The 23,945-nt window shown below is 64.1% G+C and carries 22 protein-coding genes; 11 read left to right on the forward strand and 11 right to left on the reverse strand.

The annotated features are described in order from the left end of the window. Positions 1 to 79 precede the first annotated feature (79 nt). The gene (locus AYJ54_RS37900) at positions 80 to 1,834 is read left to right on the forward strand and encodes a cytochrome c biogenesis protein DipZ (RefSeq protein ID WP_063707359.1); all 1,755 of its coding nucleotides are present in this window, start codon (positions 80 to 82) and stop codon (positions 1,832 to 1,834) included. Here the strand turns inward: AYJ54_RS37900 and AYJ54_RS37905 are convergent. The 3 genes from AYJ54_RS37905 to AYJ54_RS37915 form a co-directional block, all read right to left on the reverse strand. Continuing rightward, positions 1,821 to 2,612 (reverse strand): COG4705 family protein, encoded by a 792-nt coding sequence (locus AYJ54_RS37905; RefSeq protein ID WP_063707361.1) that lies wholly within the window; start codon positions 2,610 to 2,612, stop codon positions 1,821 to 1,823. The two genes, AYJ54_RS37900 and AYJ54_RS37905, sit on opposite strands and share 14 nt — an antisense overlap. Positions 2,613 to 2,684: 72 nt before the next feature. Then, positions 2,685 to 3,086 carry a hypothetical protein gene (locus AYJ54_RS37910; RefSeq protein WP_136624214.1) on the reverse strand — a complete coding sequence of 134 codons (402 nt, stop codon included), beginning with the start codon at positions 3,084 to 3,086 and terminating at the stop codon, positions 2,685 to 2,687. Positions 3,087 to 3,147: 61 nt separating this feature from the next. Next, positions 3,148 to 3,897, reverse strand: a complete 750-nt coding sequence (locus AYJ54_RS37915; RefSeq protein WP_063707400.1) for a COG4705 family protein — start codon at positions 3,895 to 3,897, stop codon at positions 3,148 to 3,150. A 234-nt stretch (positions 3,898 to 4,131) separates the two neighbouring features. Here AYJ54_RS37915 and AYJ54_RS37920 point away from each other — a divergent pair, with 234 nt between their 5' ends. After that, positions 4,132 to 4,794, forward strand: a complete 663-nt coding sequence (locus AYJ54_RS37920; protein WP_063707402.1) for a response regulator transcription factor — start codon at positions 4,132 to 4,134, stop codon at positions 4,792 to 4,794. Beyond that, the gene (locus tag AYJ54_RS37925) at positions 4,791 to 6,107 is read left to right on the forward strand and encodes an ATP-binding protein (protein ID WP_063707362.1); all 1,317 of its coding nucleotides are present in this window, start codon (positions 4,791 to 4,793) and stop codon (positions 6,105 to 6,107) included. The genes AYJ54_RS37920 and AYJ54_RS37925 overlap by 4 nt, the downstream gene beginning before the upstream one ends. Positions 6,108 to 6,110: 3 nt before the next feature. Here AYJ54_RS37925 and AYJ54_RS37930 read toward each other — a convergent pair whose 3' ends face one another. Beyond that, complete coding sequence (locus tag AYJ54_RS37930) at positions 6,111 to 7,007, reverse strand: alpha/beta hydrolase family protein (RefSeq protein WP_063707364.1); 897 nt, start codon at positions 7,005 to 7,007, stop codon at positions 6,111 to 6,113. 180 nt (positions 7,008 to 7,187) lie between these two features. Here AYJ54_RS37930 and AYJ54_RS37935 point away from each other — a divergent pair, with 180 nt between their 5' ends. The 3 genes from AYJ54_RS37935 to AYJ54_RS37945 all read left to right on the forward strand — a co-directional run bounded on the left by AYJ54_RS37935 (position 7,188) and on the right by AYJ54_RS37945 (position 10,957). Next, a complete protein-coding gene (locus AYJ54_RS37935) occupies positions 7,188 to 8,576 on the forward strand; it encodes a class II 3-deoxy-7-phosphoheptulonate synthase (protein WP_063707366.1) in 1,389 nt (462 codons plus the stop codon). A gap of 4 nt (positions 8,577 to 8,580) precedes the next feature. After that, complete coding sequence (locus AYJ54_RS37940) at positions 8,581 to 8,934, forward strand: diacylglycerol kinase (RefSeq protein ID WP_063707368.1); 354 nt, start codon at positions 8,581 to 8,583, stop codon at positions 8,932 to 8,934. Between the two features lie 265 nt (positions 8,935 to 9,199). After that, on the forward strand, positions 9,200 to 10,957 hold the full coding sequence (locus tag AYJ54_RS37945; protein WP_063707370.1) for an NAD+ synthase: 1,758 nt from the start codon (positions 9,200 to 9,202) through the stop codon (positions 10,955 to 10,957). A 171-nt stretch (positions 10,958 to 11,128) separates the two neighbouring features. Here the strand turns inward: AYJ54_RS37945 and AYJ54_RS37950 are convergent, their stop codons facing one another. The 5 genes from AYJ54_RS37950 to AYJ54_RS37970 form a co-directional block, all read right to left on the reverse strand. Continuing rightward, positions 11,129 to 11,521, reverse strand: a complete 393-nt coding sequence (locus tag AYJ54_RS37950) for a cytochrome C oxidase subunit IV family protein (RefSeq protein WP_063707372.1) — start codon at positions 11,519 to 11,521, stop codon at positions 11,129 to 11,131. A gap of 9 nt (positions 11,522 to 11,530) precedes the next feature. Then, the gene (locus AYJ54_RS37955; protein ID WP_063707374.1) at positions 11,531 to 12,253 is read right to left on the reverse strand and encodes a heme-copper oxidase subunit III family protein; all 723 of its coding nucleotides are present in this window, start codon (positions 12,251 to 12,253) and stop codon (positions 11,531 to 11,533) included. A 14-nt stretch (positions 12,254 to 12,267) separates the two neighbouring features. Beyond that, positions 12,268 to 12,972: a cytochrome c oxidase subunit 3 gene (locus AYJ54_RS37960; protein WP_063707376.1), complete on the reverse strand. Its 705-nt coding sequence runs from the start codon at positions 12,970 to 12,972 to the stop codon at positions 12,268 to 12,270. Next, positions 12,969 to 14,747 (reverse strand): cbb3-type cytochrome c oxidase subunit I, encoded by a 1,779-nt coding sequence (locus AYJ54_RS37965; RefSeq protein ID WP_063707377.1) that lies wholly within the window; start codon positions 14,745 to 14,747, stop codon positions 12,969 to 12,971. Before AYJ54_RS37965 ends, AYJ54_RS37960 begins: the two co-directional genes overlap by 4 nt. 68 nt (positions 14,748 to 14,815) lie before the next feature. After that, positions 14,816 to 15,670: a cytochrome c oxidase subunit II gene (locus AYJ54_RS37970; RefSeq protein ID WP_063707379.1), complete on the reverse strand. Its 855-nt coding sequence runs from the start codon at positions 15,668 to 15,670 to the stop codon at positions 14,816 to 14,818. Positions 15,671 to 16,217: 547 nt separating this feature from the next. Between AYJ54_RS37970 and AYJ54_RS37975 the strand changes: the two genes are divergently transcribed. Further along, the gene (locus tag AYJ54_RS37975) at positions 16,218 to 17,126 is read left to right on the forward strand and encodes a DUF2189 domain-containing protein (RefSeq protein WP_063707381.1); all 909 of its coding nucleotides are present in this window, start codon (positions 16,218 to 16,220) and stop codon (positions 17,124 to 17,126) included. Positions 17,127 to 17,177: 51 nt separating this feature from the next. Here AYJ54_RS37975 and AYJ54_RS37980 read toward each other — a convergent pair whose 3' ends face one another. Continuing rightward, complete coding sequence (locus AYJ54_RS37980; protein ID WP_063707383.1) at positions 17,178 to 18,368, reverse strand: DUF2865 domain-containing protein; 1,191 nt, start codon at positions 18,366 to 18,368, stop codon at positions 17,178 to 17,180. Between the two features lie 128 nt (positions 18,369 to 18,496). After that, a complete protein-coding gene (locus tag AYJ54_RS37985) occupies positions 18,497 to 18,802 on the reverse strand; it encodes a hypothetical protein (RefSeq protein ID WP_063707384.1) in 306 nt (101 codons plus the stop codon). Between the two features lie 285 nt (positions 18,803 to 19,087). Between AYJ54_RS37985 and cysS the strand changes: the two genes are divergently transcribed. From cysS to AYJ54_RS38005, 4 genes are all read left to right on the forward strand, one after another. After that, positions 19,088 to 20,485 (forward strand): cysteine--tRNA ligase, encoded by a 1,398-nt coding sequence (gene cysS, locus AYJ54_RS37990; RefSeq protein ID WP_063707404.1) that lies wholly within the window; start codon positions 19,088 to 19,090, stop codon positions 20,483 to 20,485. Continuing rightward, positions 20,485 to 20,976: a GNAT family N-acetyltransferase gene (locus tag AYJ54_RS37995; protein ID WP_063707386.1), complete on the forward strand. Its 492-nt coding sequence runs from the start codon at positions 20,485 to 20,487 to the stop codon at positions 20,974 to 20,976. The genes cysS and AYJ54_RS37995 overlap by 1 nt, the downstream gene beginning before the upstream one ends. Further along, complete coding sequence (gene cimA / locus AYJ54_RS38000; RefSeq protein WP_063707388.1) at positions 20,973 to 22,571, forward strand: citramalate synthase; 1,599 nt, start codon at positions 20,973 to 20,975, stop codon at positions 22,569 to 22,571. The genes AYJ54_RS37995 and cimA overlap by 4 nt, the downstream gene beginning before the upstream one ends. A 183-nt stretch (positions 22,572 to 22,754) precedes the next feature. Further along, positions 22,755 to 23,894 carry an IS481 family transposase gene (locus tag AYJ54_RS38005; RefSeq protein ID WP_063696331.1) on the forward strand — a complete coding sequence of 380 codons (1,140 nt, stop codon included), beginning with the start codon at positions 22,755 to 22,757 and terminating at the stop codon, positions 23,892 to 23,894. Positions 23,895 to 23,945 lie beyond the last annotated feature (51 nt).

The raw sequence follows: 23,945 nt of genomic DNA on the forward strand, positions 1-23,945 counted from the left end.
CGCCCGTTACGGGCTGTTTCTCCGACCGAAAACGGTCTTGTGAAGATCGGCCCTTCCGAGCGGTGATAAGAGCGGGCTCATGATCCTGTTTCTGCTCGCCTATCTCGGTGGCGTCCTGACCATCGTGAGCCCGTGCATCCTGCCGGTCATTCCGTTCGTACTGGCGCGCGCCGACCGTCCGTTCCTCAGGAATGGACTGCCGATGCTGATCGGCATGGCGCTGGCGTTTGCCGTCGTCGCGACGTTCGCCTCCGTCGCGGGCGGTTGGGTCGTATCCGCCAACCAGTATGGACGCGGCGCCGCCCTGATCCTGCTCGCCGTCTTCGGCCTGACGCTGGTCTTCCCGGAATTCGCCGATCGCCTGATGCGTCCTCTGGTGGCAGTGGGCGCGCGGATGTCGCAATCGGCGGGGCAGGCGGGTGAGGAGAGCATCGTCGCGCCCTTCGTGCTCGGCATTGCCACCGGCTTGCTCTGGGCGCCCTGCGCCGGCCCTGTCCTCGGCCTGATCCTCACGGGCGCTGCGCTCGAAGGCGCCAACGCCAGGACCGCGCTGCTGCTGCTGGTCTACGCCACGGGCGCCGCGACATCGCTGGCGCTGGCCCTCCTGGTCGGCGGACGCGTCTTCGCCGCGATGAAGCAATCGATCGGCGCCGGCGAATGGATCAGGCGCGGCGTCGGTGTGGCGGTGCTGGCGGCTGTCGTCGCCATTGCGCTGGGCCTGGACACAGGCTTCCTCACCAATCTCTCGGTCGGCAGCACGACGTCAATCGAGCAGGCGCTGCTCGACAAGCTCCGCCCGAACGAGAAGACGGCGATGACGGGTCCGTCGATGCAGGCCAGGCCCGCCGGTGAGGCCACGACCGATCTGCGAGTCGAGGATCTCAATCCTTCGCTCGCCGGCGCCCAGGAATGGCTGAACTCGGCGCCGCTCAGCCTTGATCGGCTGAAGGGCAAGGTCGTCCTCGTCGACTTCTGGACCTATTCCTGCATCAACTGTCTGCGCTCGATCCCGTACGTCCGGGCGTGGGCGGAGAAATATCGCGATGGTGGCCTCGTGGTGATCGGCGTCCACGCGCCCGAATTTGCCTTCGAGCGCAATGTCGACAACGTCAAAAACGCCATCGCGACGCTCAAAATCGGCTACCCCGTCGCGATCGACAACGACTACAAGATCTGGCGCTCCTTCGAGAACCAGTACTGGCCCGCGCACTATTTCATCGATGCCAACGGCAAGGTCCGTCACCACCATTTCGGCGAGGGGGAATACGCGGAGTCTGAGCGCGTCATCCAGGCGCTGCTAGCAGAGGCCGGCAACAAGAACGTTCCGTCCGACATCGTGGCCGTCAAGGCGTCGGGCGCGGAGGCCGCCTCCGACAATGCCGACGTCAAGTCGCCGGAGACCTATGTCGGTTATGAGCGCAGCGAGAACTTCGTCTCGCCCGGCGGCGTGGTGAAGGACGAGAGCCACGTCTATGCCGCCGCGGGCGAGCCGCAGCTCAACGACTGGTCACTCACCGGCAACTGGACGGTCGGACCCGAGCGCGCGCAACTGAACGAGCCGGACGGCAGCATCGTCTACCGCTTTCATGCGCGCGACCTGCACCTTGTACTCGGCCCCGCGACGGAAGGCGCCGGCGTTCGCTTCCGCATCACCATCGACGGCAAGGCGCCCGGCGCGGCCCATGGCATGGACGCTGATGCAGACGGCAACGGCGTTGTGACCACGCAGCGACTCTATCAGCTCATCCGCACGCCGGACGGTGTGAGCGACCACACGTTTGAAATCCGTTTTCTCGATCCCGGCGTCCAGGCTTACGTCTTCACGTTCGGCTGAGTGAGGGCGTCTCGCCGGGATGCTGTCCGGCGCGTTGCGGGATCAGCAGCAGACAGACGACGATGAAAACGGCGATCACGGCGGAGGCCAGCGGCCTGCTCAGGGCCAGGCCGCCATGGTCGAGCGGTTTGCCGAGGAAATCGCCGACGGTGGCGCCGAGCGGGCGGGTCAGGATGAAGGCCGCCCAGAACAGCGCGACGCGTGAGGCGCGGGTCCAGAAATACAGCGCTGCGATGATGGCCAGCCCCGCCGCGAAGATCAACGCGCCGCCGCGGTAGCCCATGTCGCCGGTGTCGGCGATCCAGTCGCCGAGCGCGGTGCCCAGTGTCTGCGAAAAGGTGATCGCGGCCCAGTAGAAGGCCTCCACGCGCGGTGTACTGACACTGTTGCCCGAGACCGTTCCTTCGGCGCGATACCAGAGGCCAAGCACCAGTACCAGGCAGGTGAGGAGCAGCGTCGAACCGCCAGTATAGCCGATGCCGAGCGAGCGGTCGGCGAAGTCGGCCATCGTCGTGCCGAAGGTGGTCGACGCGACGATGGTTGCCCAGTAAAGCGCCGGATGGAATCTGTGCGCCCGGATCTGCGCTGCGACCAGGACGATCATGGCGGCCAGGAACAGGCATGTCCCTGCGAGGTAACCCCAGTTCAGCGTCATCGTGACGGTGTCGCCGCCGGTCTCGCCGAGCGTCGTGGCGGCGATCTTGATGATCCAGAAGCCGAGCGTGACTTCGGGGACCTTGCTTTCGCTGACGATGCTGCTCTTGGTATGATCCTGCATGGTGTCCTCTTTGCTGCGTCAGCCGGGTAGCGGCTGACGCTTGAGATTTCCGATGGCGGTGTGCGGGGAGCCTCAGGCCTTCGCGACGCTATCCATGACCGCGAGCAGATCGACCACGGCCTGCTTGCATTTCGCGGCATCCGGCGTGCTCGCGCGCAGCGCCTCCAGCGCGCGATCGATGGCTTTGTCGACGGTGTGCCAGTCGGCTGCAGCACGCGGCTTCAATCCCGCTTCGGCCTCGTCCCACTCGGTTTCGAGGTCCTTGATCCGGGTCTTGGCGCCGGGAAGGTCGCCCTTGTCGATCAGTGCGGCCACATCGACCACGATGGTCCGGAACGGCGTGAGATCGCCGAGCTTTGCTGTCGCGGCCTCCGCGCGCGGCACGAAGGTGATGTGCTGGCTCGCATGCATCCGCGGCTCACTGGTGAAGGTTGTCACCAGGCAAACGGCGACGGCGGATATCAGTTTCATCATGGGTCTCTCCTCGTGGGGGCCCCGCGTCCGTGCAGGGAGCGGTGAAAACTTGCGGTTGGAATTACTGCGCTGGCCCAGCCCGGCGGGTGCCGTCGCCTTCGAACGTCACCCAGGCGACGAGGACGACGATCACGCTCAGAAAAGCGATGCTGGTCTGGATCGTACCGAGGCCCATGCCGCCATAATCGCGCGACTGCGACAGCAGATCGCCAAGCGAGGCGCCGAGCGGGCGAGTGAGGATGTAAGCGAGCCAGAAGGTGAGGACCGGGTTGGCGCCGATGTGATAGGTTATCGCTGTCGCTGCGATCAGCACTCCGAACGCGATGACGCCGAGCTGGAAGCCGAGGCCGAGCGCCTCTGTCGCAAGATCGCCGGCGGCTGTGCCGAGCGCGAAGGTGAACAGGATCGCCGTCCAGTAGAACAGCTCGCGCCGCGTCGTGACGATGGTGTGGATCGACAGCGTGCGCTCAACGCCGTACCAGACCGCAAACGTGGCTGCGAGCGCACAGGCGAACGCCGTGGTGCTTGCAGAGAGACTGACCTCGAGCTTGTCAGTCAGGAGATCGGTGAGCTGCGTGCCGACGATGCTGACGAGAACGACAGTGAGCCAATAGATCCAGGGTACATAGGCGCGGCGGCTCAGTTGCAGGAGGAGCGCGACGGCCAACAGGCCGGTCATGCAGATCGCGGTCAGGCTGGCGCCGAGGCCGACGTGCACCGCGAGATAGTCTGCGCCGGTCTCGCCGACCGTGGTCGATAGGATCTTGATGGTCCAGAAGATCGCGGTGACCTCTGGAACCTTGTTCAACATCTGCCTTGCGCCAAGGCTTGCGAATTGCGACACGCCAAATCTCCCAACGCCGATCATCGATCCAAACGATGGGGACCGTCGCCCGGCCGACTTAGGTCCGGCTTAGGGCACGAAAATTCGGGGCACGGAGGCCCTCTCCGCAATTTGGGCCTCTCGGCGCTCGCTAACTCTGCTCTAAGTCGGAATGGCCATGATTTTGGGGCCGGATGGCCCATGAAGCTTGAGGATGGACGTTTGCGGGTTCTGCTGATCGAGGACGACAGGATGGTTGGAGCCGCCGTCGAGCAGGCGCTCAAGGACGCGGCCTATGCGGTCGACTGGGTGAGGGATGGCGAGACCGCGCTGCTTGCTGTCGCGAACGAATCCTATGAGGTGCTGCTGCTCGATCTCGGACTGCCGAACGCCGACGGCCGGGACATCCTGCGGCGGCTGCGCGCGGATGGTCGCAGGCTTCCCATCATCATCGTGACGGCGCGCGATGCCATCGACGACAGGATCGAGGGGCTCGATCTCGGGGCCGACGATTATCTCGTCAAGCCGTTCGAGATCCGCGAGTTGCTGGCCCGGATGCGCGCGGTCACGCGCCGCGAGGCGAGCGGCTCGCCGGCGCAGCTCGGCAACGGAAAGATCAGCCTGGACCCGGCGAGCCGGGAGGCGTTGTACCTGACCAGGTCGGCGGTGCTCACCGCGCGTGAATTCGCGCTGCTCCATGCGCTGCTGTCGCGTCCCGGCACGATATTGTCGCGCGGCGAACTCGAGCGGCAGATTTATGGATGGAACGAGGAGGTTGCGAGCAACGCCATCGAGTTCCTGATCCATGCCGTGCGCAAGAAGCTCGGACCCGACGCGATCCGCAACGTGCGCGGGGTCGGCTGGATGGTGGACGGGCGCCCATGATCAGGTCCTTGCGCGGCCGGCTTTTCGCCGGCCTCACTGCGATCATCCTGCTGACTGGGATCGCCGGCGGACTGTTCGCGCATCACTGGGCCTTCAACGAGGCCATCGAGATGCAGGACTCGGTCCTGATCCAGATCGCCGGCCTCGTACAGACCGGCAGCCTTACGGGCGGCCGCGAGCTTCATGGTGTCGACGAGGACGCCGAGGTGTGGCTGATCGATCAGGCCGCGACGCCGCAGGCTTCGGGTGATGAGCTCAAGCTGTGGAGCCTCGAGGACGGTCTTGCGCTGGCGACGCGAGGGGGGCAGTCCATCCGCGTGCTGCTGCGGACGCGGTCCGATGGCACGCGCTTCGCGGTGGCGCAACGCACGTCCGTGCGCGACGAGATCGCGAGCGACATGGCGTTCCGTACCGTGCTGCCGATCGCGGCGCTCATTCCCTGTCTGTTGCTGGTGACCGCCATCGTCATCGCGCGCTCGCTGCGGCCGATGGTTCGTCTTGCCGATGATCTCGATGGAAGGCGCGCCGACGACATGACGGCGCTGCCGGCGGCACAAATGCCGAGCGAGCTGCATCCCTTCATCGCCTCGATCAACGGGCTGTTGCAGCGCGTATGCCTCTTGATGGATCAGCAGCGCCGTTTCGTTGCGGACGCCGCGCATGAGCTGCGCACCCCGATCACGGCGCTGAGCTTGCAAGCGGAGAATCTCGATCCGATCGATCTGCCCGCCGACGCGCGCGACCGTCTCGCAGCGCTCCGGCAGGGCATCCGCCGGACCAGGCATCTGGTGGAGCAGTTGCTTGCACTTGCGAGGCAAGATGCTGGGCCGTCCGATGGCGCAACGATGCCAATCGTGGCGCTGGATGGTGTGGCAAAAGAGGTCGTTGCTGACGTACTGCCCGAGGCGGCTAGTCGCGGCGTCGATCTCGGCTTTGCGCGCGTAGAACCCGCCTCGATTTGCGGTGAAGCGGTGATGCTTGTCGCCGTCGTTCGCAAACTCCTCGACAACGCGCTTCGCTTCACGCAGCATGGCGGACGGATCGACGCGTGCGTCTACCGGGATGGCGACTCCGCCATCCTCCAGATCGAGGATACCGGGCCCGGCGTTTCTCCCGACGAGATCGATCGGATATTCGAGCCGTTCTTCCGCGGACAGCGTCCGGAAGGCGATGGCGTCGGCCTTGGACTCTCGATCGTCAAGCGGATCGTCGATCGGCTCGGCGGGTCGATTGAAGCGGTAAACATCGTCGCGAGCGGACGAGCCGGATTTCGGGTTCTCGTCAAGCTGCCTTTGGCAACCGATCGTGCCTGACCGTCACTCCCCCTGGATCCATTCCGCCGCGCCGCGCCACAGTGCGTCGCGGTGTTCGGGGCGGAAGAAGCCGAAATGGCCGATGCTCTTGGCGCCGACGTCGGATGGTTTGACGGTCAGCACCTCCGGCCTGGTCGCGGTGAAGCCGGCGGCGAGCAGCTCGACCGCCGGACGCGTCGCCCAGGGATCGTCAGAGAAACAGAGCGCGCGCAGCTCACCCTTGAACTTCGCAAAATTCTCCAGCGCCGGCAGCTTTGAATCGAAGAGATAGCGGGGGCTGGAGACCCACTCGGCCCATTGCAGGAAGACGCCCTTGGGCAGGTCCTCGCCGATGCCGACCCAGCCGGGGGCGTAGCCGAGCATGTGGGCGAGCGGCACGCCGACGAAATTCATGAAGGCAAAGACGCTATATTTCTCCGGCGGCGCCATCAGGCGCCACGTGGCGGCCTGGGACGCCACGAACAGGGCGCGCGACACCTCGCTGTTGTTCTCGATCAGCCCGAGCGCCTGGCCGCCGAAGGAATGGCCGATATAGGCGAAGGGCAGGGTGGTGTAGCGTTCGCGCATCCAGCGAACCGCGGCGGTGACGTCGAGCGCCGCCCAGTCCGACATCGAGGCGTTGAAGCCGACCAGGGATTTCGGCTGGTTGTAGCCGACCATCGTCGGCAGGCGCGAGCCGCCGATGCCGCGGTAATCATAGGTCAGCACCGCGCAGCCGCGGTGGGCGAGATAGGAGGCAAAGCCGCGATAGATCTTGCGGGGGACGGCGGTCGCCGAATTGATCAGGACGGCATGGCCCTTGGCCCCGCGCGGCAGGAACAGGGTGCCGGCAAGTGAATAGCCGTCCGTGGCCGGGAAGGTGATGTCGTCGACGAAAACGTCGTCCAGTGCCGCTTCCATGGGCAGCCGCTGTCCTGCAGTTTCCTTGCAGTTTACAGCAGATGCGAATTCGGCTTTGCTCGCAAGGGGTTGCAATGCAAAACGGATTTACAACTGGCGGTCGGTTGCCAGCCTGTGTATAAGGCGGCCCTTCGCAACCCACAGATCAGGTTGTACTTTTTGCTTCACGGAGAGATTGCGATGTCCGAGCGGTGGACGCCCGAGAGCTGGCGCAGCAAGCCGGTGCTGCAGGTGCCCGACTATCCCGATGCCAAGGCGCTGGCCGACGTCGAGGCGCAGCTTGCGACCTTTCCGCCGCTGGTGTTTGCGGGCGAGGCGCGCAACCTGAAGAAGGCGCTGGCGCGGGTCGCGGCCGGCGAGGCTTTCCTGCTCCAGGGCGGCGATTGCGCCGAGAGCTTCGCCGAACATGGCGCCAACAACATCCGCGACTTCTTCCGCGTGTTCCTGCAGATGGCGGTCGTGCTGACCTATGCCGGCGCCGTCCCGGTGGTGAAGGTCGGCCGCATCGCCGGCCAGTTTGCAAAACCGCGGTCGTCGCCGACCGAGAAGGTGGGTGGCGTCGAGCTGCCGAGCTATCGCGGCGACATCGTCAACGACATCGCCTTCACGAAGGAAGCGCGCGTGCCGGATCCGCAGCGTCAGCTGATGGCCTACCGGCAGTCGGCGGCGACGCTGAACCTGCTGCGCGCCTTCGCCACCGGCGGCTACGCCAATCTCGGCAGCGTGCATCAGTGGATGCTGGGCTTCCTGAAAGATTCCCCGCAGTCCCGCCGCTACAAAGAATTGGCCGACCGCATCTCGGATGCGCTCAATTTCATGCGCGCCTGCGGCCTCGATCTGGAAGCCCATCCCGAACTCCGCTCAACCGATTTCTACACCAGCCACGAGGCGCTGCTGCTCGGCTACGAGCAGGCCATGACACGTGTCGACTCTACGACCGGCGACTGGTACGCGACAAGCGGCCATATGATCTGGATCGGCGACCGCACCCGCCAGCTCGATCACGGCCATGTCGAATATTTCCGGGGCATCAAGAACCCGATCGGGTTGAAGTGCGGCCCGTCGCTGAAGGCCGATGATCTGTTGAAGCTGATTGACGTGCTCAACCCCGACAACGAGCCGGGCCGGCTGACGCTGATCAGCCGCTTCGGCTCCGACAAGGTCGTCGAGCATCTGCCGAACCTGATCCGAGCCGTGAAGCGCGAAGGCAGGGTGGTGGTCTGGTCCTGCGACCCCATGCACGGCAACACCATCACCTCCACCACCGGTTACAAGACGCGCCCGTTCGACCGCATCCTGTCGGAGGTGAAGTCGTTCTTCGCGATCCACGCCGCCGAAGGGACGCATGCCGGCGGCGTGCATCTGGAGATGACGGGCAAGGACGTCACCGAGTGCCTCGGCGGCGCCCGCGCGATCACGGACGAGGATCTCAACGACCGCTACCACACCGTCTGCGATCCCCGCCTCAATGCCGAGCAATCCATCGACATGGCCTTCCTGGTCGCGGAGCTGCTGAAGCAGGAACGCGCCGGCAAGGTCAAGCCGATGCCGGCGGCAGCGGGACTTTAACACCTTGCTGCGGCTCTGGAAGGCCACGATCAATTCCCGTAACGGTCTGGCCTTCGCGTTCCGCTCGGAGCAGGCCGTCCGCGAGGAGATTTTTGCGCTCCTTGTGTCGCTGCCGCTTGCCTGGTTCATCGGGGCGACCGCGATGCGGGCGGTCGAGCTGGTCTGCGCCGTCGCGTTCGTGCTGGTGGTCGAACTGCTCAACACCGCGATCGAGAAGCTCGCGGATCGCCTGACCATGGATCACGACAAGCAGATCGGACGGGTCAAGGATATGGGTTCGGCGGCCGTCGGCGTGGCGCTGCTGATGGCCGGCGCGTTCTGGATTTTTGCCATCGTCGAGCGATTGGGGTTCGTCTAGCTCGCGGAGAATGTCCATTGAGCATGGGTGTCCGAGACTCCTTCACCTCTCCCCAACGGGGAGAGGTCGATTTGCGTCTCGCGATGCGCAGCATCGTCGAGCGCAAATCGGGTGAGGGGGCTCGGGTCCCACGAGAGACTGGAACCCCTCACCCGGATTGCATCTTCGATGCAACACAGCCGAGGCTGCGCCTCGGCGTTCTCGAGAACGGCCCCCGAAGGGGGCCTATGCCTCTCCCTTCGGGAGAGGTGAATGCGAGCGATCGATGACCGAACGTCTCAACGAATTCGCGGTCACGCTCGCCCAGCTCAATCCGACGGTGGGCGACATTGACGGCAATGCCGCGAAGGTGCGCGCTGCGCGGGCCCAGGCTGCGGCCGACGGCGCCGACCTCGTGCTGTTTCCGGAATTGTTCATTGCCGGCTATCCGCCGGAAGACCTGGTGCAGAAGCCTGCCTTCCAGGCCGCCTGTCGCGCGGCGATCGAAAGCCTTGCCCGAGAGACCGCCGATGGCGGTCCGGCGATGCTGGTCGGCACGCCCTGGGTCGAGGATGACAGGCTGTACAATGCCTGCGCGCTGCTCGATGGCGGGTGCATCGCCGCGCTGCGCTTCAAATGCAACCTGCCGAATTATGGCGTGTTCGACGAGAAGCGGCTGTTTGCGCGCGGACCCGCCGCCGGCCCCGTGACCGTGCGCGGCGTGCGGATCGGCGTGCCGATCTGCGAGGATATCTGGCTGGAAGAGTCGGAGGACTACGAGAACGTCGTCGAGACGCTGGCCGAGACCGGCGCGGAGATCATCCTTGTGCCGAACGGCTCGCCTTATGCCCGCGACAAGGGCGACGTGCGCCTGTCTGTGGCGGTGGCGCGTATCACCGAGAGCGGCCTGCCGCTGGTCTACCTGAACCAGGTCTGCGGCCAGGACGAACTGGTGTTCGACGGCGCCTCCTTCGCGCTCAACGGCGATCTTTCGCTCGCAGCGCAGCTGCCGGCGTTCGCCGAGAGCATCACCACGCTGCGCTTTGGCAAGAATGGCGACGATTGGCGCTGTACGGGGCCGGTCGCCGAGCTGCCCGAGGGTGACGAGGCGGACTACGCTGCCTGCGTGCTCGGCTTGCGCGACTATGTCGCCAAGAACGGCTTTCCGGGCGTACTGCTCGGCATTTCCGGCGGCATCGATTCCGCCCTCTGCGCGGCGATCGCGGTCGACGCGCTCGGCGCGGATCAGGTGCACGGCGTGATGCTGCCTTATCGCTTCACCGCGCCAAGCTCGATCGCCGATGCCGGCGAGCTCGCGGGCCACCTCGGGATCCGCTACGAGGTCCTGCCGATCGCGGAGGCGGTGAACGGCTTTGAGACCATCCTCTCCGATATCTTCAAGAATCTGCCGACTGATATCACCGAGGAAAATCTGCAGGCTCGCACCCGCGGCACGCTGCTGATGGCGATCTCGAACAAGACCGGGCTGATGGTGGTGACCACCGGCAACAAGTCGGAAATGTCGGTCGGCTACGCCACGCTCTATGGCGACATGAACGGCGGCTTCAATCCGATCAAGGACATCTACAAGACACAGGTGTTTCGTCTGGCGGCGTTGCGCAACACCTGGAAGCCGGACGGCGCGCTCGGCCCGTCGGGCGAGGTGATCCCGCCTGACATCATCGCGCGCCCGCCGACGGCGGAGCTGCGGGAGAACCAGACGGACCAGGATTCGCTGCCGCCCTATGACGTGCTCGACGCCATCCTGGAGCGTCTGGTCGAACGCGAGGAGCCGCTCGACCAGATCATCGCCGCCGGCTTTGACCTTGAAACGGTCGTGCGCATCGACCATCTCCTCAACGTCGCCGAATACAAGCGCCGCCAGGCCGCGCCCGGCGTGAAGGTGACGCGCAAGAATTTCGGTCGCGACCGCCGCTATCCCATCACCAACCGCTTCCGCGATGGCGGCGAACCGCTGCCGGCGCCCGACGAGGCGCTGATCTCGCGCGGCAGCCAGGCGTCGATCGACGCGTTCGAGGGGTAGCACCGCAGAGAGACGGGCGGTCTCGCCACACGTCTATCTGTCATCATCCGCGAAGGCGGATGATCCAGTACTCCGCGGCGGACGTTGTGGAAACCAACTGGCGCCACGAAGTACTGGATGCCCCGCCTTCGCGGGGCATGACTGTGGAGTAAGGAGCGAACTCGTGTACTGCTACGACGGGCTTGCGAAGAACAGCACCCGAAGCAAGTGCGTGTATTCGGATTCGAGCACCATGATCGCCACAAAAACCAACACCGCGATCGGCGGCGCCAGGATGGCATAGGCCAGGGCCAGCCGCTCCCAGGCCATGTGCATGAAGACGGCGACGATCAGGCCGGCCTTCAACACCATGAACAGCAGGATCAGCGACCACCTGAGATAGCCATGCAGGCCAAAGTAGTCGACGAGGTAGGAGCACGTGCTGAGGACAAACAACCAGCCCCAGACCACGAGGTAGAGCTTGATCGGGTGCTGTTGACCCTTGGCGTGCACGGCTGCTGTTGCGACTGTGCCATGCGCAGGAGCGTGGAGCTGTCCTTCCATGTGTACCGCCGTGTTTGTCATGCGCCGACCTCACCAAAGATAGAACAAGGCAAAGATGAATACCCACACGAGATCGACGAAGTGCCAGTACAGGCCCATGATCTCGACGATCTCGTAATATCCCTTGCGGCTCGTGAAGAAGCCTCGCCTCCCGACGTCGAAGTCTCCGCGCAAGACCTTCCGCGCAATGGCGATCAGGAAGATCACGCCGATCGTCACGTGGGTGCCGTGGAAGCCGGTGATCATGAAGAAGCTTGAGCCAAATTGCTCCGCGCCCCACGGGTTGCCCCAGGGCCGGACGCCCTCCCTGATCAGCTTGGTCCACTCGAAAGCCTGCATGCCGACGAAGGTTGCGCCGAAGGCCGCTGTCACCAGCATCAGGGCTGCGGTCCTGACGCGATCGCGGCGGTAGCCGAAATTGACGGCCATCGCCATCGTCCCGCTGCTGCTGATCAGGATGAAGGTCATGATGGCGATCAGGATGAGCGGAATGTGCTTGCCGGCGAAGTTGAGGGCGAAGACTTCGCTGGGGTTGGGCCACGGCACGGTCGTCGACATGCGCGCCGTCATGTAGGAGAGCAGGAAGCAACTGAAGATGAAGGTGTCGCTGAGGAGGAAGATCCACATCATGGCCTTGCCCCAGGACACATTCTTGAACGCGCGCTGATCCGAAGCCCAGTCCGCAGCGATGCCGCGCCAACCTGGAAGCCGTTCAGGAGCTTCTGCTGTATGTGTCAGTGCAGTCTCAGCCATCTGGTCTCGCCTCCCTAGCTCAGCAATTGGCGACAGATGTTGACGAAATCGTCGGTCCAGCCCGTGAGAAGCCCGAGCAGGACAAGCCAGACCAACAGCAGGAAGTGCCAGTAGATGGCGCATAATTCCACGCTCAAGCGCACGTCGGCGATCTTGGAGCTGCGCCACACCTTGGCCGAGGTTCTGCCCAGCGCCACCAGGCCGCCCGTCAGATGCAGCCCGTGCACCGCGGTCAATAGGTAGAAGAAGGAATTGGCCGGATTGGACGCCACGAAATATCCGGCCGCGTTGAGCTGCTGCCAGGCCAGGAGCTGCCCGGCGAGGAAGATCACGGCAGATGCTCCGCCGGCGAGCAGGCCGATCATGACGCCTTCAGCATCGTCTCGGCGCGCGGCCACGTATGACCATTGCAGCGCGACGCTGCTCAGGACCAGGACGCCCGTGTTGAGCCACAAGAGCCGAGGCACGGGTAGTGCGCGCCAGTCCACCACGTTCATGCGCATCGAGTAGGCGCTGATGAAGAGGACGAACAAACAGCTCGCGACGGCGAGAAACACGCCAAGTCCGATCTTCGCTGCCGGCCAGGTCATGGCGTCGCTGCCGGGGAAGTCGCCGACCGGACCTTCCTCCAGCCAGGGCTTGGCCGTCAGGCGCTGCTGCGACAGCCACCATCCGGCGATGATCGCGATCACAGCCAGGAACAGGATGATGGCGCTCACGAAGCAGCTCCCTGAACGACCCGTGTCGCGGCCGGTGGCTGGTTTTGCGGAATGAAGTCCTGCTCGGCGCCGGGTACGCTGTAGTCATAGGCCCAGCGGTAGACGACCGGGAGCTCCTTGCCCCAGTTGCCGTGCCCGGGGGGCGTCTCCGGCGTCTGCCACTCCAGCGTCGTCGCCCGCCACGGATTGCCGCCTGAGGCCTCACCTTTGAACAGGCTCCAGGCAAGGTTGAACAGGAACACCATTTGGCTGAAGCCGACGGTCAGGGCCACCACGGAGATGAAGGCGTTCAGTGAATGGGCCGAAGGCGGGATGAACGCGGCATCGCCGAGTTCGAAATAGCGGCGCGGAACCCCGAGCAGTCCAAGATAGTGCATGGGGAAGAAGATCAGGTAGGCGCCGAGGAAGGTGACCCAGAAGTGAAACTTGCCGAGTGCATCGTTCAGCATCCGCCCCGTGACCTTGGGGTACCAGTGATAGATCGCCCCAAGCACGACCATGATCGGCGCCACGCCCATCACCATGTGGAAATGCGCGACCACGAACATGGTATCCGAGAGGGGGACATCCACGACGACGTTGCCGAGGAAGAGGCCGGTGAGCCCCCCGTTCACGAAGGTGATGATGAAGCCGAGGGCGAACAGCATCGGCACCCTGAGATGAATGTCGCCGCGCCACAGGGTCAGCACCCAGTTGTAGACCTTGATTGCGGTGGGGATGGCGATGATCAGCGTCGTGGTGGCGAAGAAGTACCCGAACTGCGGGAACATGCCGCTCACATACATGTGGTGCGCCCATACGATGAAGCTGAGCGCGCCGATGGCCACGATCGCCCAGACCATCATGCGGTAACCAAAGATGTTCTTGCGCGCATGCGTGCTGATCAGATCAGAGACGATGCCGAAGGCGGGCAGGGCGACGATGTAGACCTCGGGATGGCCGAAGAACCAGAACAGGTGCTGGAAGAGCAGCGGGCTGCCCCCACCATATTTCGAAAGCGTGCCCATCTCGACGAGAGAGGGCATGAAGAAGCTGGTTCCCAAGAGACGATCGAGCAGCAGCATGACCGAGGCAACGAAGAGTGCGGGGAATGCCAGCAGCGCCATGACGGTGGCGGTGAAAATGCCCCACACCGTCAGGGGCAAACGCATCAACGTCATGCCGCGGGTGCGCGCCTGCAGCACCGTGACCACATAGTTCAAGCCGCCCATGGTGAAGCCGATGATGAACAGGATCAGGGACGACATCATGAGAATGATGCCCCAATCCTGTCCGGGCGTTCCGGAGAGGATTGCTTGCGGCGGGTACAGCGTCCAGCCGGCGCCGGTGGGGCCGCCGGGCACGAAGAATGTCGAGGCCAGCACCAGGACTGCGAGCAGGTAGACCCAGTAGCTCAGCATGTTCACATAGGGGAAGACCATGTCCCGGGCGCCGACCATCAGCGGGATCAGGTAGTTGCCGAAGCCGCCCAGGAACAATGCGGTGAGCAGGTAGATCACCATGATCATGCCGTGCATGGTGATGAACTGGAGGTACTGGTTGGCATCGATGAAAGAGAAGGTGCCGGGGAATCCCAGTTGCAGTCGCATCAGCCACGACAGCACCAGGGCCACCAGCCCGATGGCCGAGGCTGTCAGCGCGTACTGAACGGCGATCACCTTGGCGTCCTGCGAGAAGACATAGCGTGTCCACCAGCTCCTCGGGTGATAGAGTTCGACATCGGGCACTTCGGCAGGCGGGATGTCTGCGATCCTGTCATATGGAATATCGACCATAGAAATACCTCCTCGGTCGTTTCCTTCGGGGGCGACGAGTTCGCCTTTATCTTCGCGGCGGCAGCTTGCTACTTGCCGCCGGATTGGTAGGTCTTGCCGCCGGATTGGTAGGTCGCCTTCACGACGGCTTTTCCAAGCGACAATTCTGCAAACGTTTTCTGTTGCTCCAACCAGGCGTGATATTCACCCTCTTCGTCGACGATGACCTTAGCCCGCATTTGATAGTGCGCAGCGCCACAAAGCTCCGCGCAGAGAACGTCGAACGTTCCGGTTCGGATCGGCTTTATCCAGAAATAGGTCACCACGCCTGGAACCATGTCCATCTTGGCCCGGAATTCGGGCACGTAGAAATCGTGCAGGACATCAACCGAGCGGAGGAGAATCTTGACCGGCTTTCCTACTTGAAGGTGCAGGTCGCCGTTCTCGATCACGACGTCGTCCTGCGCATGTGGATCATCGCGATTGAGTCCCATCGGATTGTCGGAACCGATGTTGCGGACATCGGACGTGCCCAACCGCCCATCCTTGCCGGGAAGGCGGAAGCTCCACTGCCATTGCTGGCCCATGACCTCGATCTCGCTGGCATCCGCAGGCACCGTCACGAACTGATGCCAGACCACGAGGCCAGGCGCCAGCATGGCCGCAACGCCGACGCCGGTCCCGACGCTCAGCCACCATTCGAGCCTTTTGTTTTCCGGATTGTAGTCGGCCCGTCTTCCCTCCTTGTGGTGAAAGCGGAAGACGCAATAGGCCATGAAGGCGATGACCGCGACGAAAACGAAGCCCGTGATCCAGAAGGTGATGTTGATGGTGTGGTCGATATAGGCCCAGTTCGTGGCGATCGGTGTCCACCACCACGGGCTGTAGAGGTGAAACAGCACCGAGCCGATCGCGACCAGAAGCAGTATCAGTGCGACAGCCATCCTGATCCATCCTTGCCATCAAAGGCTGCGGATACGAATCCGGGGCGGAGCTCACGTCTATCGCGATGGCTGCGTTGGCATGCACGCCATCGCCGCGCCTCTTGCCTCGCCCATTCAACCGGTCGCGATATCAAGAGAGAGGTCGCGACCGCCAATCTCATCGGAGCTGGGGGCGTCTATGCATTCAAAATGATACCCGCCGAACCCGGCGTCAATAGCGCATGTAGACGTGCTGACGTGGGGAGGGCGTCGCTCTCGCCCGGCAACTCGGCGAAGCGTCAGTTGCGCTGTCAGATGGCTGTGTCTGGGGTGACGCAACGCACAAATCTTGGCGGATGCACAATTCACCCAACCGTGAGCACAGCCGTGCCGCGTGCGCGCTAAGCTTGTGAAGCAGGTCGCGACGGGTTCCGTCCGGCCAGGCTCGATTCGCTGAACCTGGGTTGCCGTACTCGGCCCATCGCGTTCCTCGCTCGTGAGGCGGACACGCGCGGCTGGAAGGCGCGTGGTATCGCCACCGCGGCTTTCAGCACGGGAGGGTGCGTTCATGGCCACTCTGTACTCCCACGACCTCATACGGCGGCACGTATTCGGCGAAGCGGCCTCTTATCCCATCCGCAAGATCAGTCTGTCCGACCTGACCGACGCGCTGCGCCTGGGTTGGGAGGATTTCCAGGCGATGCCGAGTCACGCGATCGTCGTGTGCGTGATTTATCCAGTTCTCGGTCTCGTCCTGTTCAGGATGGTCCTCGGCTATTCGGTCCTGCCGCTATTGTTTCCGCTGGCCGCGGGGTTTGCCTTGATCGGCCCTTTTGCCGCGATCGGTCTCTACGAACTCAGCCGTCGCCGTGAGCGCGGCGAGGAGGTCGGTGCATGGGACGCGATCAAGGTGCTGCGCGCACCGTCGTTCGGCGCCATGCTCGAGCTCGGCGTGCTCCTGCTCGTCCTGTTCGGGGCCTGGATCGGTGTCGCGAACGCAATCTACGTCACAATCTTCGGTCACGCGCCGGCTGCAAGCATTCCTGACTTCGCAACACGCGTGCTGACGACACCGGAAGGCTGGTCGCTCATCATCGTCGGCTGTGGTGTCGGTTTCCTGTTTGCGGTTGTGGCCCTGTGTGTCAGCGTCGTGTCGTTTCCGTTGATGCTCGACCGGCATGCGACTGCGATCGATGCGATCCGCACGTCACTCCGAGTGGTGGCCGCGAATCCGGTTGCGATGGCCGCCTGGGGCCTCATCGTCGCGGCGCTGCTCGTGATCGGCTCGATACCGCTCTTCGTCGGTCTCGCTGTCGTCCTGCCGGTGCTCGGCCATGCCACCTGGCATCTTTACCGGAGGGTGGTCGAGCCGAACCCGAATCCACCGGACGAGCCACCGCCGCCCCCGAAGGGAAAGCGCTATGCTGCGGACTTTCCGGCCAATCTCTTTCCGTGGAGCCGCGAGGGCGAGCAGTAACAGCAAAGCGGCCGCGCCAGGCGGCCGCCTTCGCTTGAGATTGCCGTAAAGCTATTGCTTCGGAGCGATGAAGGTCGGCCCGACCGAGCGGATCGGCTTGTTCTCGGAGGTCGCAGCGGTGGCGCCGGTGTCCGCGGGCGGTGCCGCCGCCGGCGCGCTGGCCGTGGCGGGCGGTGGGGGCGCGCCTTTCTTGCCGTTGGTGGGCTGGCTCTTGGTGAGCTGCCGCTGCTGCATTTTCTTCGCGCTTTCCTCGGTGACGATGATGTCACCCTGCTGCTCCGCGGCGGCCTTGTCGTCGACCGATTTCAGCGCGTCGGCCCAGCTCTGGCCGGCGGCCTTGCATGAGCAGGACGGGTTGAACTCGCTGCGGAATTTGAATGCGTTCGGCAGCGCCGTGTAGGGCTGGCCACTGACGGACACCGCCGAGTTCATGTCCTCGCCAGGATTGCGGTAGGCATAAAGCGAGGCGTCCGCCGCCGGACACAGCGCCTTGCAGGTCTTCTCGTCATCGGGGAAGCGCGCCGGCACCGTCGCAAACGAAATCGGGAAGTAGGCGCCGTCGCAGGTACGGACACACACGGTACGATACGTGCCGGACTGCGGGCCGAGATCAGCCGGCGGCGGCGCGCCGGGCGGATTGTTGGCGCTGTTGCCGCCGCCGAACAGATTGCTCAGGAAGTTGCCGCCCTGCGATTGCGCGGCGTTGGCATATTGCGGGCCGCAATTGTTCTGCGCGAGCGCAAGCAGCACCGAGCGGCGCTGGTTGTCGCGCTCCGGGCTGAAGCCGCCGGGACCGCCGCCGCGCAAGCGTTCGAGATTGGCGGTGATCTGGTCCAGATTGGCGCGCATCTGCTGGATCTGGGTGTTGACCGGGCCGCATTGCGCCGACTGGCCGTTGAACAGCGAGAAGAAGCCGGAGGAATCGCAGCCCATGCGCTTGGCCTGCATGGTGACGCGGTCGAGCTCGGCCTGCTGGCGGGTCTGGGAATCCTGGTAGCGGCGGATCTGGTCTTCGCGCGCCGGATCGCTGCTTCCACCGCGGTCGAGTGTGGCGAGCTGTCCTTCCAGCCGCGCGCACATAGGGTTCGGCCCGAGCCCGCCCTGCGTGGGCGGAGGCGGCGGTCCGGGCGGACCGGCCTGAGCGAATGCGTCGGTGGCGAGCGCGATCGCGCTCAGAAGCACGGCACTTGCAAGGAGGGAGCGAGAGCGAGACAGGGACAAAAATTCAGGCATATCCGCCATTCTAGCGAGGTCGCGGCCCCACGGACGGTGGGGGCCGAAGCGCGCCCTCCATTACCCGCTTCTCGGGGCATCGTCACGTCGTTTCGGGAGCGCAGATTTGGCCTAAGATGCGCCAGCTCCGAGCGAATTCAGCGCTGGCAGGTGATTGCAACATATTCGTCACAATGGCCATGGGAGCAGTTTGCGCCGGATTTGGGGACCGAGCCGGTAATTTCGTCGGGATCGACCCGGCGATAGGCCGATGCCTGGGCGAAATCCCGCGACTGGCAATAGGTGCGCGCGACCTGCGCGCCGCATTTCTCACCCTTGGCGAGGCACTGGTCGATGCCGTAGCCGTCAGCCTGGTTGGCGATGATAAAGACGCGGGTCTCGGCGGATGCAGCAGATGCAGCGACGATGAAGGCACAGGAGAGGAGCGCGAGCAGGGATCGCATGGTGCACCGGGGGGCTGGGGAACCGCCAGCTTCCGAATAAACTCAAAAGGTTAAGGATGATGAAGCATAATGGCGGGGCAGGCGCGCTTTGCGGAGAGAAGACGGCATTTTCGCGGCTCTCTTGACGCGAGGGCCCTTCGTGGCCCATATGTTCCCGCATGAACGGTCTCCTCGCCATTTGCGCTATTTGCGAGATTACGAGCTAGCGATTCGCTGGCTGGAGCCGTCTTTTCTCAAAAGCATTGAGAGCACTGGACGCCCGGCCAACAGCCGATGGGTGTCCATATGGAATTGCGCCTTTACGATACGCTGACGAAGGAGAAGCGGCCGTTCGTGCCGCTCGATCCCAAAAATGTCCGCATGTATGTCTGCGGACCGACGGTCTATGACTTCGCCCATATCGGCAATGCGCGACCGGTGATCGTGTTCGATGTGCTGTTTCGGCTGCTCCGCCATCTCTATGGCGAGGCGCACGTCAAATATGTCCGCAACATCACCGACGTCGACGACAAGATCAACGACCGCGCCGCGCGGGATTTTCCCGGCCTGCCGCTGAACGAGGCGATCCGCAAGGTCACCGAAGAGACGGGCCGTCAGTTTCACGCCGACGTCGATGCGCTCCAGGCGCTGAGGCCAAGCGTCGAGCCGCGCGCGACCGAGCACATCGGCGAGATGCGCGAGATCATCGAAAAGCTCGTCGCCGGCGGTTTTGCCTATGTCGCCGAGGACCACGTGCTGTTCTCGCCGCAGGCGATGAACGCGGCCAATTCCGAGTTGCCGCGTTACGGCGCATTGTCGAAGCGTTCGCTCGACGAGATGATCGCCGGTGCGCGCGTCGACGTCGCGCCCTACAAGCGCGACGCCACCGACTTCGTGCTGTGGAAGCCGTCCAAGCCGGGCGAGCCGTCATGGCCGTCGCCGGCGGGCATCGAGGTGCAGGGCCGTCCGGGCTGGCACGTCGAGTGCTCGGCCATGGCCTGGAAGCATCTCGGCACGCACTTCGACATTCACGGCGGCGGCATCGATCTCGTGTTTCCGCATCACGAGAACGAGGTCGCGCAGAGCTGCTGCGCGTTCCACCAGTCGCGCATGGCGAACTACTGGATGCACAACGGATTCCTTCAGGTCGAGAGCGAGAAGATGTCGAAGAGCCTCGGCAACTTCGTCACCATCCGCGACCTGCTCGCGGATTGGCCGGGCGAGGTGCTGCGCCTGAACATGCTGAAGACGCATTACCGCTCGCCGATCGACTGGACGATGAAGTCACTGGAGGAGAGCGCCAAGACGCTCGACGACTGGTATCGCTTTGCGGCTGACGTTACGCCCGGCAAGCCGGCCGCATCTGTGATCGAGCCGTTGCTCGACGACCTGAACACGCCGCAGACGATTGCGGCGCTGCATGGTCTGCGCAATTCGTCCGATGCGAGCGGGCTTTCGGCGTCGCTGCGCCTGCTCGGCTTCCTCTCCGAGAGCGCCGCGCAGTGGGAGGGGCGGAAGCGGCAGGCGAGCGGCGTCGACGCGGGCGAGATCGACCGCTTGATCGCGGAGCGCGCTGCCGCGCGTGCGAGAAAGGACTTCAAGGAGTCCGATCGCATCCGTGACGAGCTCGCCGCCAAGGGCGTCGTACTCAAGGACGGCAAGGATGCCGATGGCAAGCCGATGACGACCTGGGAGCTCGCGTGATGGCACAAGCACTCCCAAAACCCGCGCTGCGGCCCTTCCTGCCGGCCGACGTGCCGATCCTCGCTGCGATCTTTGCGGCCAGCATCGAGGAGTTGACCGGCGACGACTATAACGAGGCGCAGCAGGAAGCCTGGATGGCGGCAGCGGAGGACGAGGAGTTCGGCCGCCAGCTCGCCTCCGACCTGACGTTGATCGCCACGCTGGACGGCTCGCCCGTCGGCTTCGCCTCGCTGCGCGGCAATGATCATATCCGCATGCTCTACGTGCATCCGGCAGTCAGCGGGCAGGGCGTCGCGACCATGCTGGTCGATGCGCTGGAAAAGCTCGCCGGAGGCCGTGGCGCGAAAAGCCTGACGGTCGATGCCAGCGACACCGCCCAGGGCTTCTTTGCCAAGCGCGGCTATGCCGCCCAGCAACGCAACAGCGTCACCGTCAACGACGAATGGCTCGCCAACACCACCATGAAGAAGACGCTCGGAGCACCGCAATGAGCAAGGAGCGCCTCTATCTGTTCGATACCACGCTGCGCGACGGCGCGCAGACCAATGGCGTCGATTTCACGCTCGCCGACAAGCAGGTCATCGCCACGATGCTGGACGAACTCGGCATCGACTATGTCGAGGGCGGCTATCCCGGCGCCAATCCGCTCGACACGGAGTTTTTCGGCACCAAGCCGAAGCTCGCCCATGCGCGCTTCACCGCCTTCGGCATGACGCGGCGGGCCGGGCGCTCGGTCTCCAACGATCCCGGCGTCGCCGGGCTCCTGGAAGCGAAAGCCGACGCGATCTGCTTCGTGGCAAAGTCGTCGGCCTATCAGGTGCGCGTCGCGCTGGAGACGACGAAAGAAGAGAACCTCGCCTCGATCCGCGACAGCGTCAGCGCCGCTAAGGCCGCCGGCCGCGAGGTGATGCTCGACTGCGAGCATTTCTTCGACGGCTACAAGGAGGACGCGAGCTTCGCGCTCGCCTGCGCCAAGGCCGCGTATGAGTCTGGCGCGCGCTGGGTGGTGCTGTGCGACACCAATGGCGGCACCATGCCGCATGAGGTCGAGGCCATCGTCACCGAGGTGATCAAGCACATCCCCGGCGATCACGTCGGCATCCACGCCCATAACGACACCGAGCAGGCGGTTGCGAATTCGCTCGCGGCGGTGCGTGCCGGCGCGCGGCAGATCCAGGGCACGCTGAACGGGCTCGGGGAGCGCTGCGGCAATGCCAATCTCTGCTCGCTGATCCCGACGCTGAAACTCAAGAAGGAATTTTCGGACGCCTTCGAGATCGGCGTGACGGGCGAGAAGCTGGCAAGCCTCGTAAAAGTCTCGCGCACGCTCGACGACATGCTCAACCGCGTGCCGAACCGGCACGCTGCCTATGTCGGCGAGAGCGCCTTCGTCACCAAGACCGGCATCCATGCCTCCGCCGTGCTGAAGGATCCGCAGACCTACGAGCATGTCGCGCCTGACGCGATTGGCAATCACCGCAAGGTGCTGGTGTCCGATCAGGCCGGGCGTTCCAACGTCATTGCCGAGCTCGACCGCGCCGGAATCCCATATGAAAAGAGCGATCCGAAGCTGACTCGGCTGGTCGAGGAATTGAAGGAGCGCGAGGCGGCCGGCTATGCCTACGAGTCCGCCAACGCCTCGTTCGAGCTCCTGGCGCGCCGCACGCTCGGCAAGGTGCCGCACTATTTCGAGGTCGAGCAGTTCGACGTCAATGTCGAGCAGCGCTACAACGCGCTTGGCGAGCGCGTCACTGTCGCGCTGGCCGTCGTGAAGGTTGACGTCGCCGGCGAGCACCTGATCTCGGCGGCCGAAGGCAACGGTCCCGTCAACGCGCTCGATGTCGCCTTGCGCAAGGACCTCGGCAAGTACCAGAAATACATCGAGGGCCTGAAGCTGATCGACTACCGAGTGCGCATCCTCAACGGCGGCACCGGCGCGGTCACGCGCGTTCTGATCGAGAGCGAGGACGAGAATGGCGACAGCTGGACCACCGTCGGCGTATCTCCGAACATCATCGACGCCTCGTTCCAGGCGCTGATGGATTCGGTGATCTACAAGCTCGTGAAGTCGGGCGCGCCGGCGTAAGACCCGCGACGGCTGTCATACCCCGCGAAAGCGGGGTATCCAGTACGCCGCGCCTTCTCCGTAGCGCTCCGGCGTCTCGGATTACTGGATCGCCCGGTCAAGTGTGCGGACCGGGGACATGGGTAACACCGTTCGGAGACATGGGTAACACATCGACGGCATGGAAGGCTTGGGAGGGCCGACATGCCGTGGCGCGAGGTGTCACTCATGGACCAGAGGAAAGAGTTCGTTCGATTGTTCCGGCAGGCGGACGTGAACCGGCGGGAGCTGTGCCGTCGCTTCGGGATCAGTCCGAGGACCGCGTACAAGTGGCTGGCTAGGGCGACCGCGGCAGAGGCCGTCGAGAAGGATTGGGCTCAGGACCAGTCGCGGCGGCCGCATGTCTCTCCGGCGCGAAGCGCGGAGGCGATCGAAGCGGCCGTCTTGGAGGTACGAGACGCGCATCCGACATGGGGCGCCCGCAAGATTCGCCGTCGCCTGGAGGATCGGCAGAAGAGCGTGCCTGCGGCCTCGACGGTCCACGCGATTCTAGCCCGGCATGAGCGCGTCCCGCCGCCTGCACAGCCGGCGCAATACATCCGCTTCGAACACCCGGCTCCTAACGACGTCTGGCAGATGGACTTCAAGGGACGCTTCCCTCTGGGCGACCGGCAGATGTGTCACCCGCTCACCATGGTTGACGACCATTCCCGTTATGCCTTGTGCCTGCAGGCCTGCACCAACGAGCAAAGTGAGACGGTCCAGCAGCATCTCGAACGGACGTTTCGCCGCTACGGCCTGCCCAATGCGTTCCTGGTCGATAACGGTGTGCCCTGGGGCACGTGCTCCGAAGTTCGATGGACCAAACTTCGTGTCTGGCTGCTCAAGCTGGGCGTCGACGTCATCTATGCCCGCCCCTATCATCCTCAGACCAAGGGAAAGAATGAGCGCTTCCACCGCACGCTGAAGACCGAAGTCCTGTCCATGACAACGTTCAGAACCACGCGCGACTTGCAGAAGGCATTCGACCGCTGGCGGCACGTCTACAATACCGAGCGGCCCCACCAATCATTGGACTACGACGTCCCGGCGAACCGGTATCGGCCAAGCTCCCGTTCATTGCCAAGCAAGCTGCCCGAGCCCGAGTACGAGGAAGGAGCAATCGTGCGCAGGGCCAGTCAGCTCAAGGCCAACTTACGCTTCGGCAAGCAGCGCTGGCGCGTTCCGGAGGCCTTCCGGGGCGAGCTTCTGGCCATCAGGCCACTCGCCACGGATGGTCAGTTCGGCGTCTACTTCGGAGCCCATCAAATCGCATCCATCGATCTTCGAGGTGATGCAAAATGAATGTGTTACCCATGTCTCCGAACGGTGTTACCCATGTCCCCGGTCCGCACA

It is taken from the genome of Bradyrhizobium centrolobii (genome assembly GCF_001641635.1).
GTDB lineage: Bacteria > Pseudomonadota > Alphaproteobacteria > Rhizobiales > Xanthobacteraceae > Bradyrhizobium > Bradyrhizobium centrolobii.

Excerpts from the sequence above, each read along its gene's own strand:
- AYJ54_RS37900 (WP_063707359.1), top strand. The coding sequence starts at position 80 with ATGATCCTGTTTCTGCTCGCCTATCTCGGTGGCGTCCTGACCATCGTG.
- AYJ54_RS37905 (WP_063707361.1), bottom strand. The coding sequence starts at position 2,612 with ATGCAGGATCATACCAAGAGCAGCATCGTCAGCGAAAGCAAGGTCCCC.
- AYJ54_RS37910 (WP_136624214.1), bottom strand. The coding sequence starts at position 3,086 with ATGATGAAACTGATATCCGCCGTCGCCGTTTGCCTGGTGACAACCTTC.
- AYJ54_RS37915 (WP_063707400.1), bottom strand. The coding sequence starts at position 3,897 with ATGTTGAACAAGGTTCCAGAGGTCACCGCGATCTTCTGGACCATCAAG.
- AYJ54_RS37925 (WP_063707362.1), top strand. The coding sequence starts at position 4,791 with ATGATCAGGTCCTTGCGCGGCCGGCTTTTCGCCGGCCTCACTGCGATC.
- AYJ54_RS37930 (WP_063707364.1), bottom strand. The coding sequence starts at position 7,007 with ATGGAAGCGGCACTGGACGACGTTTTCGTCGACGACATCACCTTCCCG.
- AYJ54_RS37935 (WP_063707366.1), top strand. The coding sequence starts at position 7,188 with ATGTCCGAGCGGTGGACGCCCGAGAGCTGGCGCAGCAAGCCGGTGCTG.
- AYJ54_RS37945 (WP_063707370.1), top strand. The coding sequence starts at position 9,200 with ATGACCGAACGTCTCAACGAATTCGCGGTCACGCTCGCCCAGCTCAAT.
- AYJ54_RS37950 (WP_063707372.1), bottom strand. The coding sequence starts at position 11,521 with ATGACAAACACGGCGGTACACATGGAAGGACAGCTCCACGCTCCTGCG.
- AYJ54_RS37955 (WP_063707374.1), bottom strand. The coding sequence starts at position 12,253 with ATGGCTGAGACTGCACTGACACATACAGCAGAAGCTCCTGAACGGCTT.
- AYJ54_RS37965 (WP_063707377.1), bottom strand. The coding sequence starts at position 14,747 with ATGGTCGATATTCCATATGACAGGATCGCAGACATCCCGCCTGCCGAA.
- AYJ54_RS37970 (WP_063707379.1), bottom strand. The coding sequence starts at position 15,670 with ATGGCTGTCGCACTGATACTGCTTCTGGTCGCGATCGGCTCGGTGCTG.
- AYJ54_RS37975 (WP_063707381.1), top strand. The coding sequence starts at position 16,218 with ATGGCCACTCTGTACTCCCACGACCTCATACGGCGGCACGTATTCGGC.
- AYJ54_RS37980 (WP_063707383.1), bottom strand. The coding sequence starts at position 18,368 with ATGGCGGATATGCCTGAATTTTTGTCCCTGTCTCGCTCTCGCTCCCTC.
- AYJ54_RS37985 (WP_063707384.1), bottom strand. The coding sequence starts at position 18,802 with ATGCGATCCCTGCTCGCGCTCCTCTCCTGTGCCTTCATCGTCGCTGCA.
- cysS (WP_063707404.1), top strand. The coding sequence starts at position 19,088 with ATGGAATTGCGCCTTTACGATACGCTGACGAAGGAGAAGCGGCCGTTC.
- AYJ54_RS37995 (WP_063707386.1), top strand. The coding sequence starts at position 20,485 with ATGGCACAAGCACTCCCAAAACCCGCGCTGCGGCCCTTCCTGCCGGCC.
- cimA (WP_063707388.1), top strand. The coding sequence starts at position 20,973 with ATGAGCAAGGAGCGCCTCTATCTGTTCGATACCACGCTGCGCGACGGC.
- AYJ54_RS38005 (WP_063696331.1), top strand. The coding sequence starts at position 22,755 with ATGCCGTGGCGCGAGGTGTCACTCATGGACCAGAGGAAAGAGTTCGTT.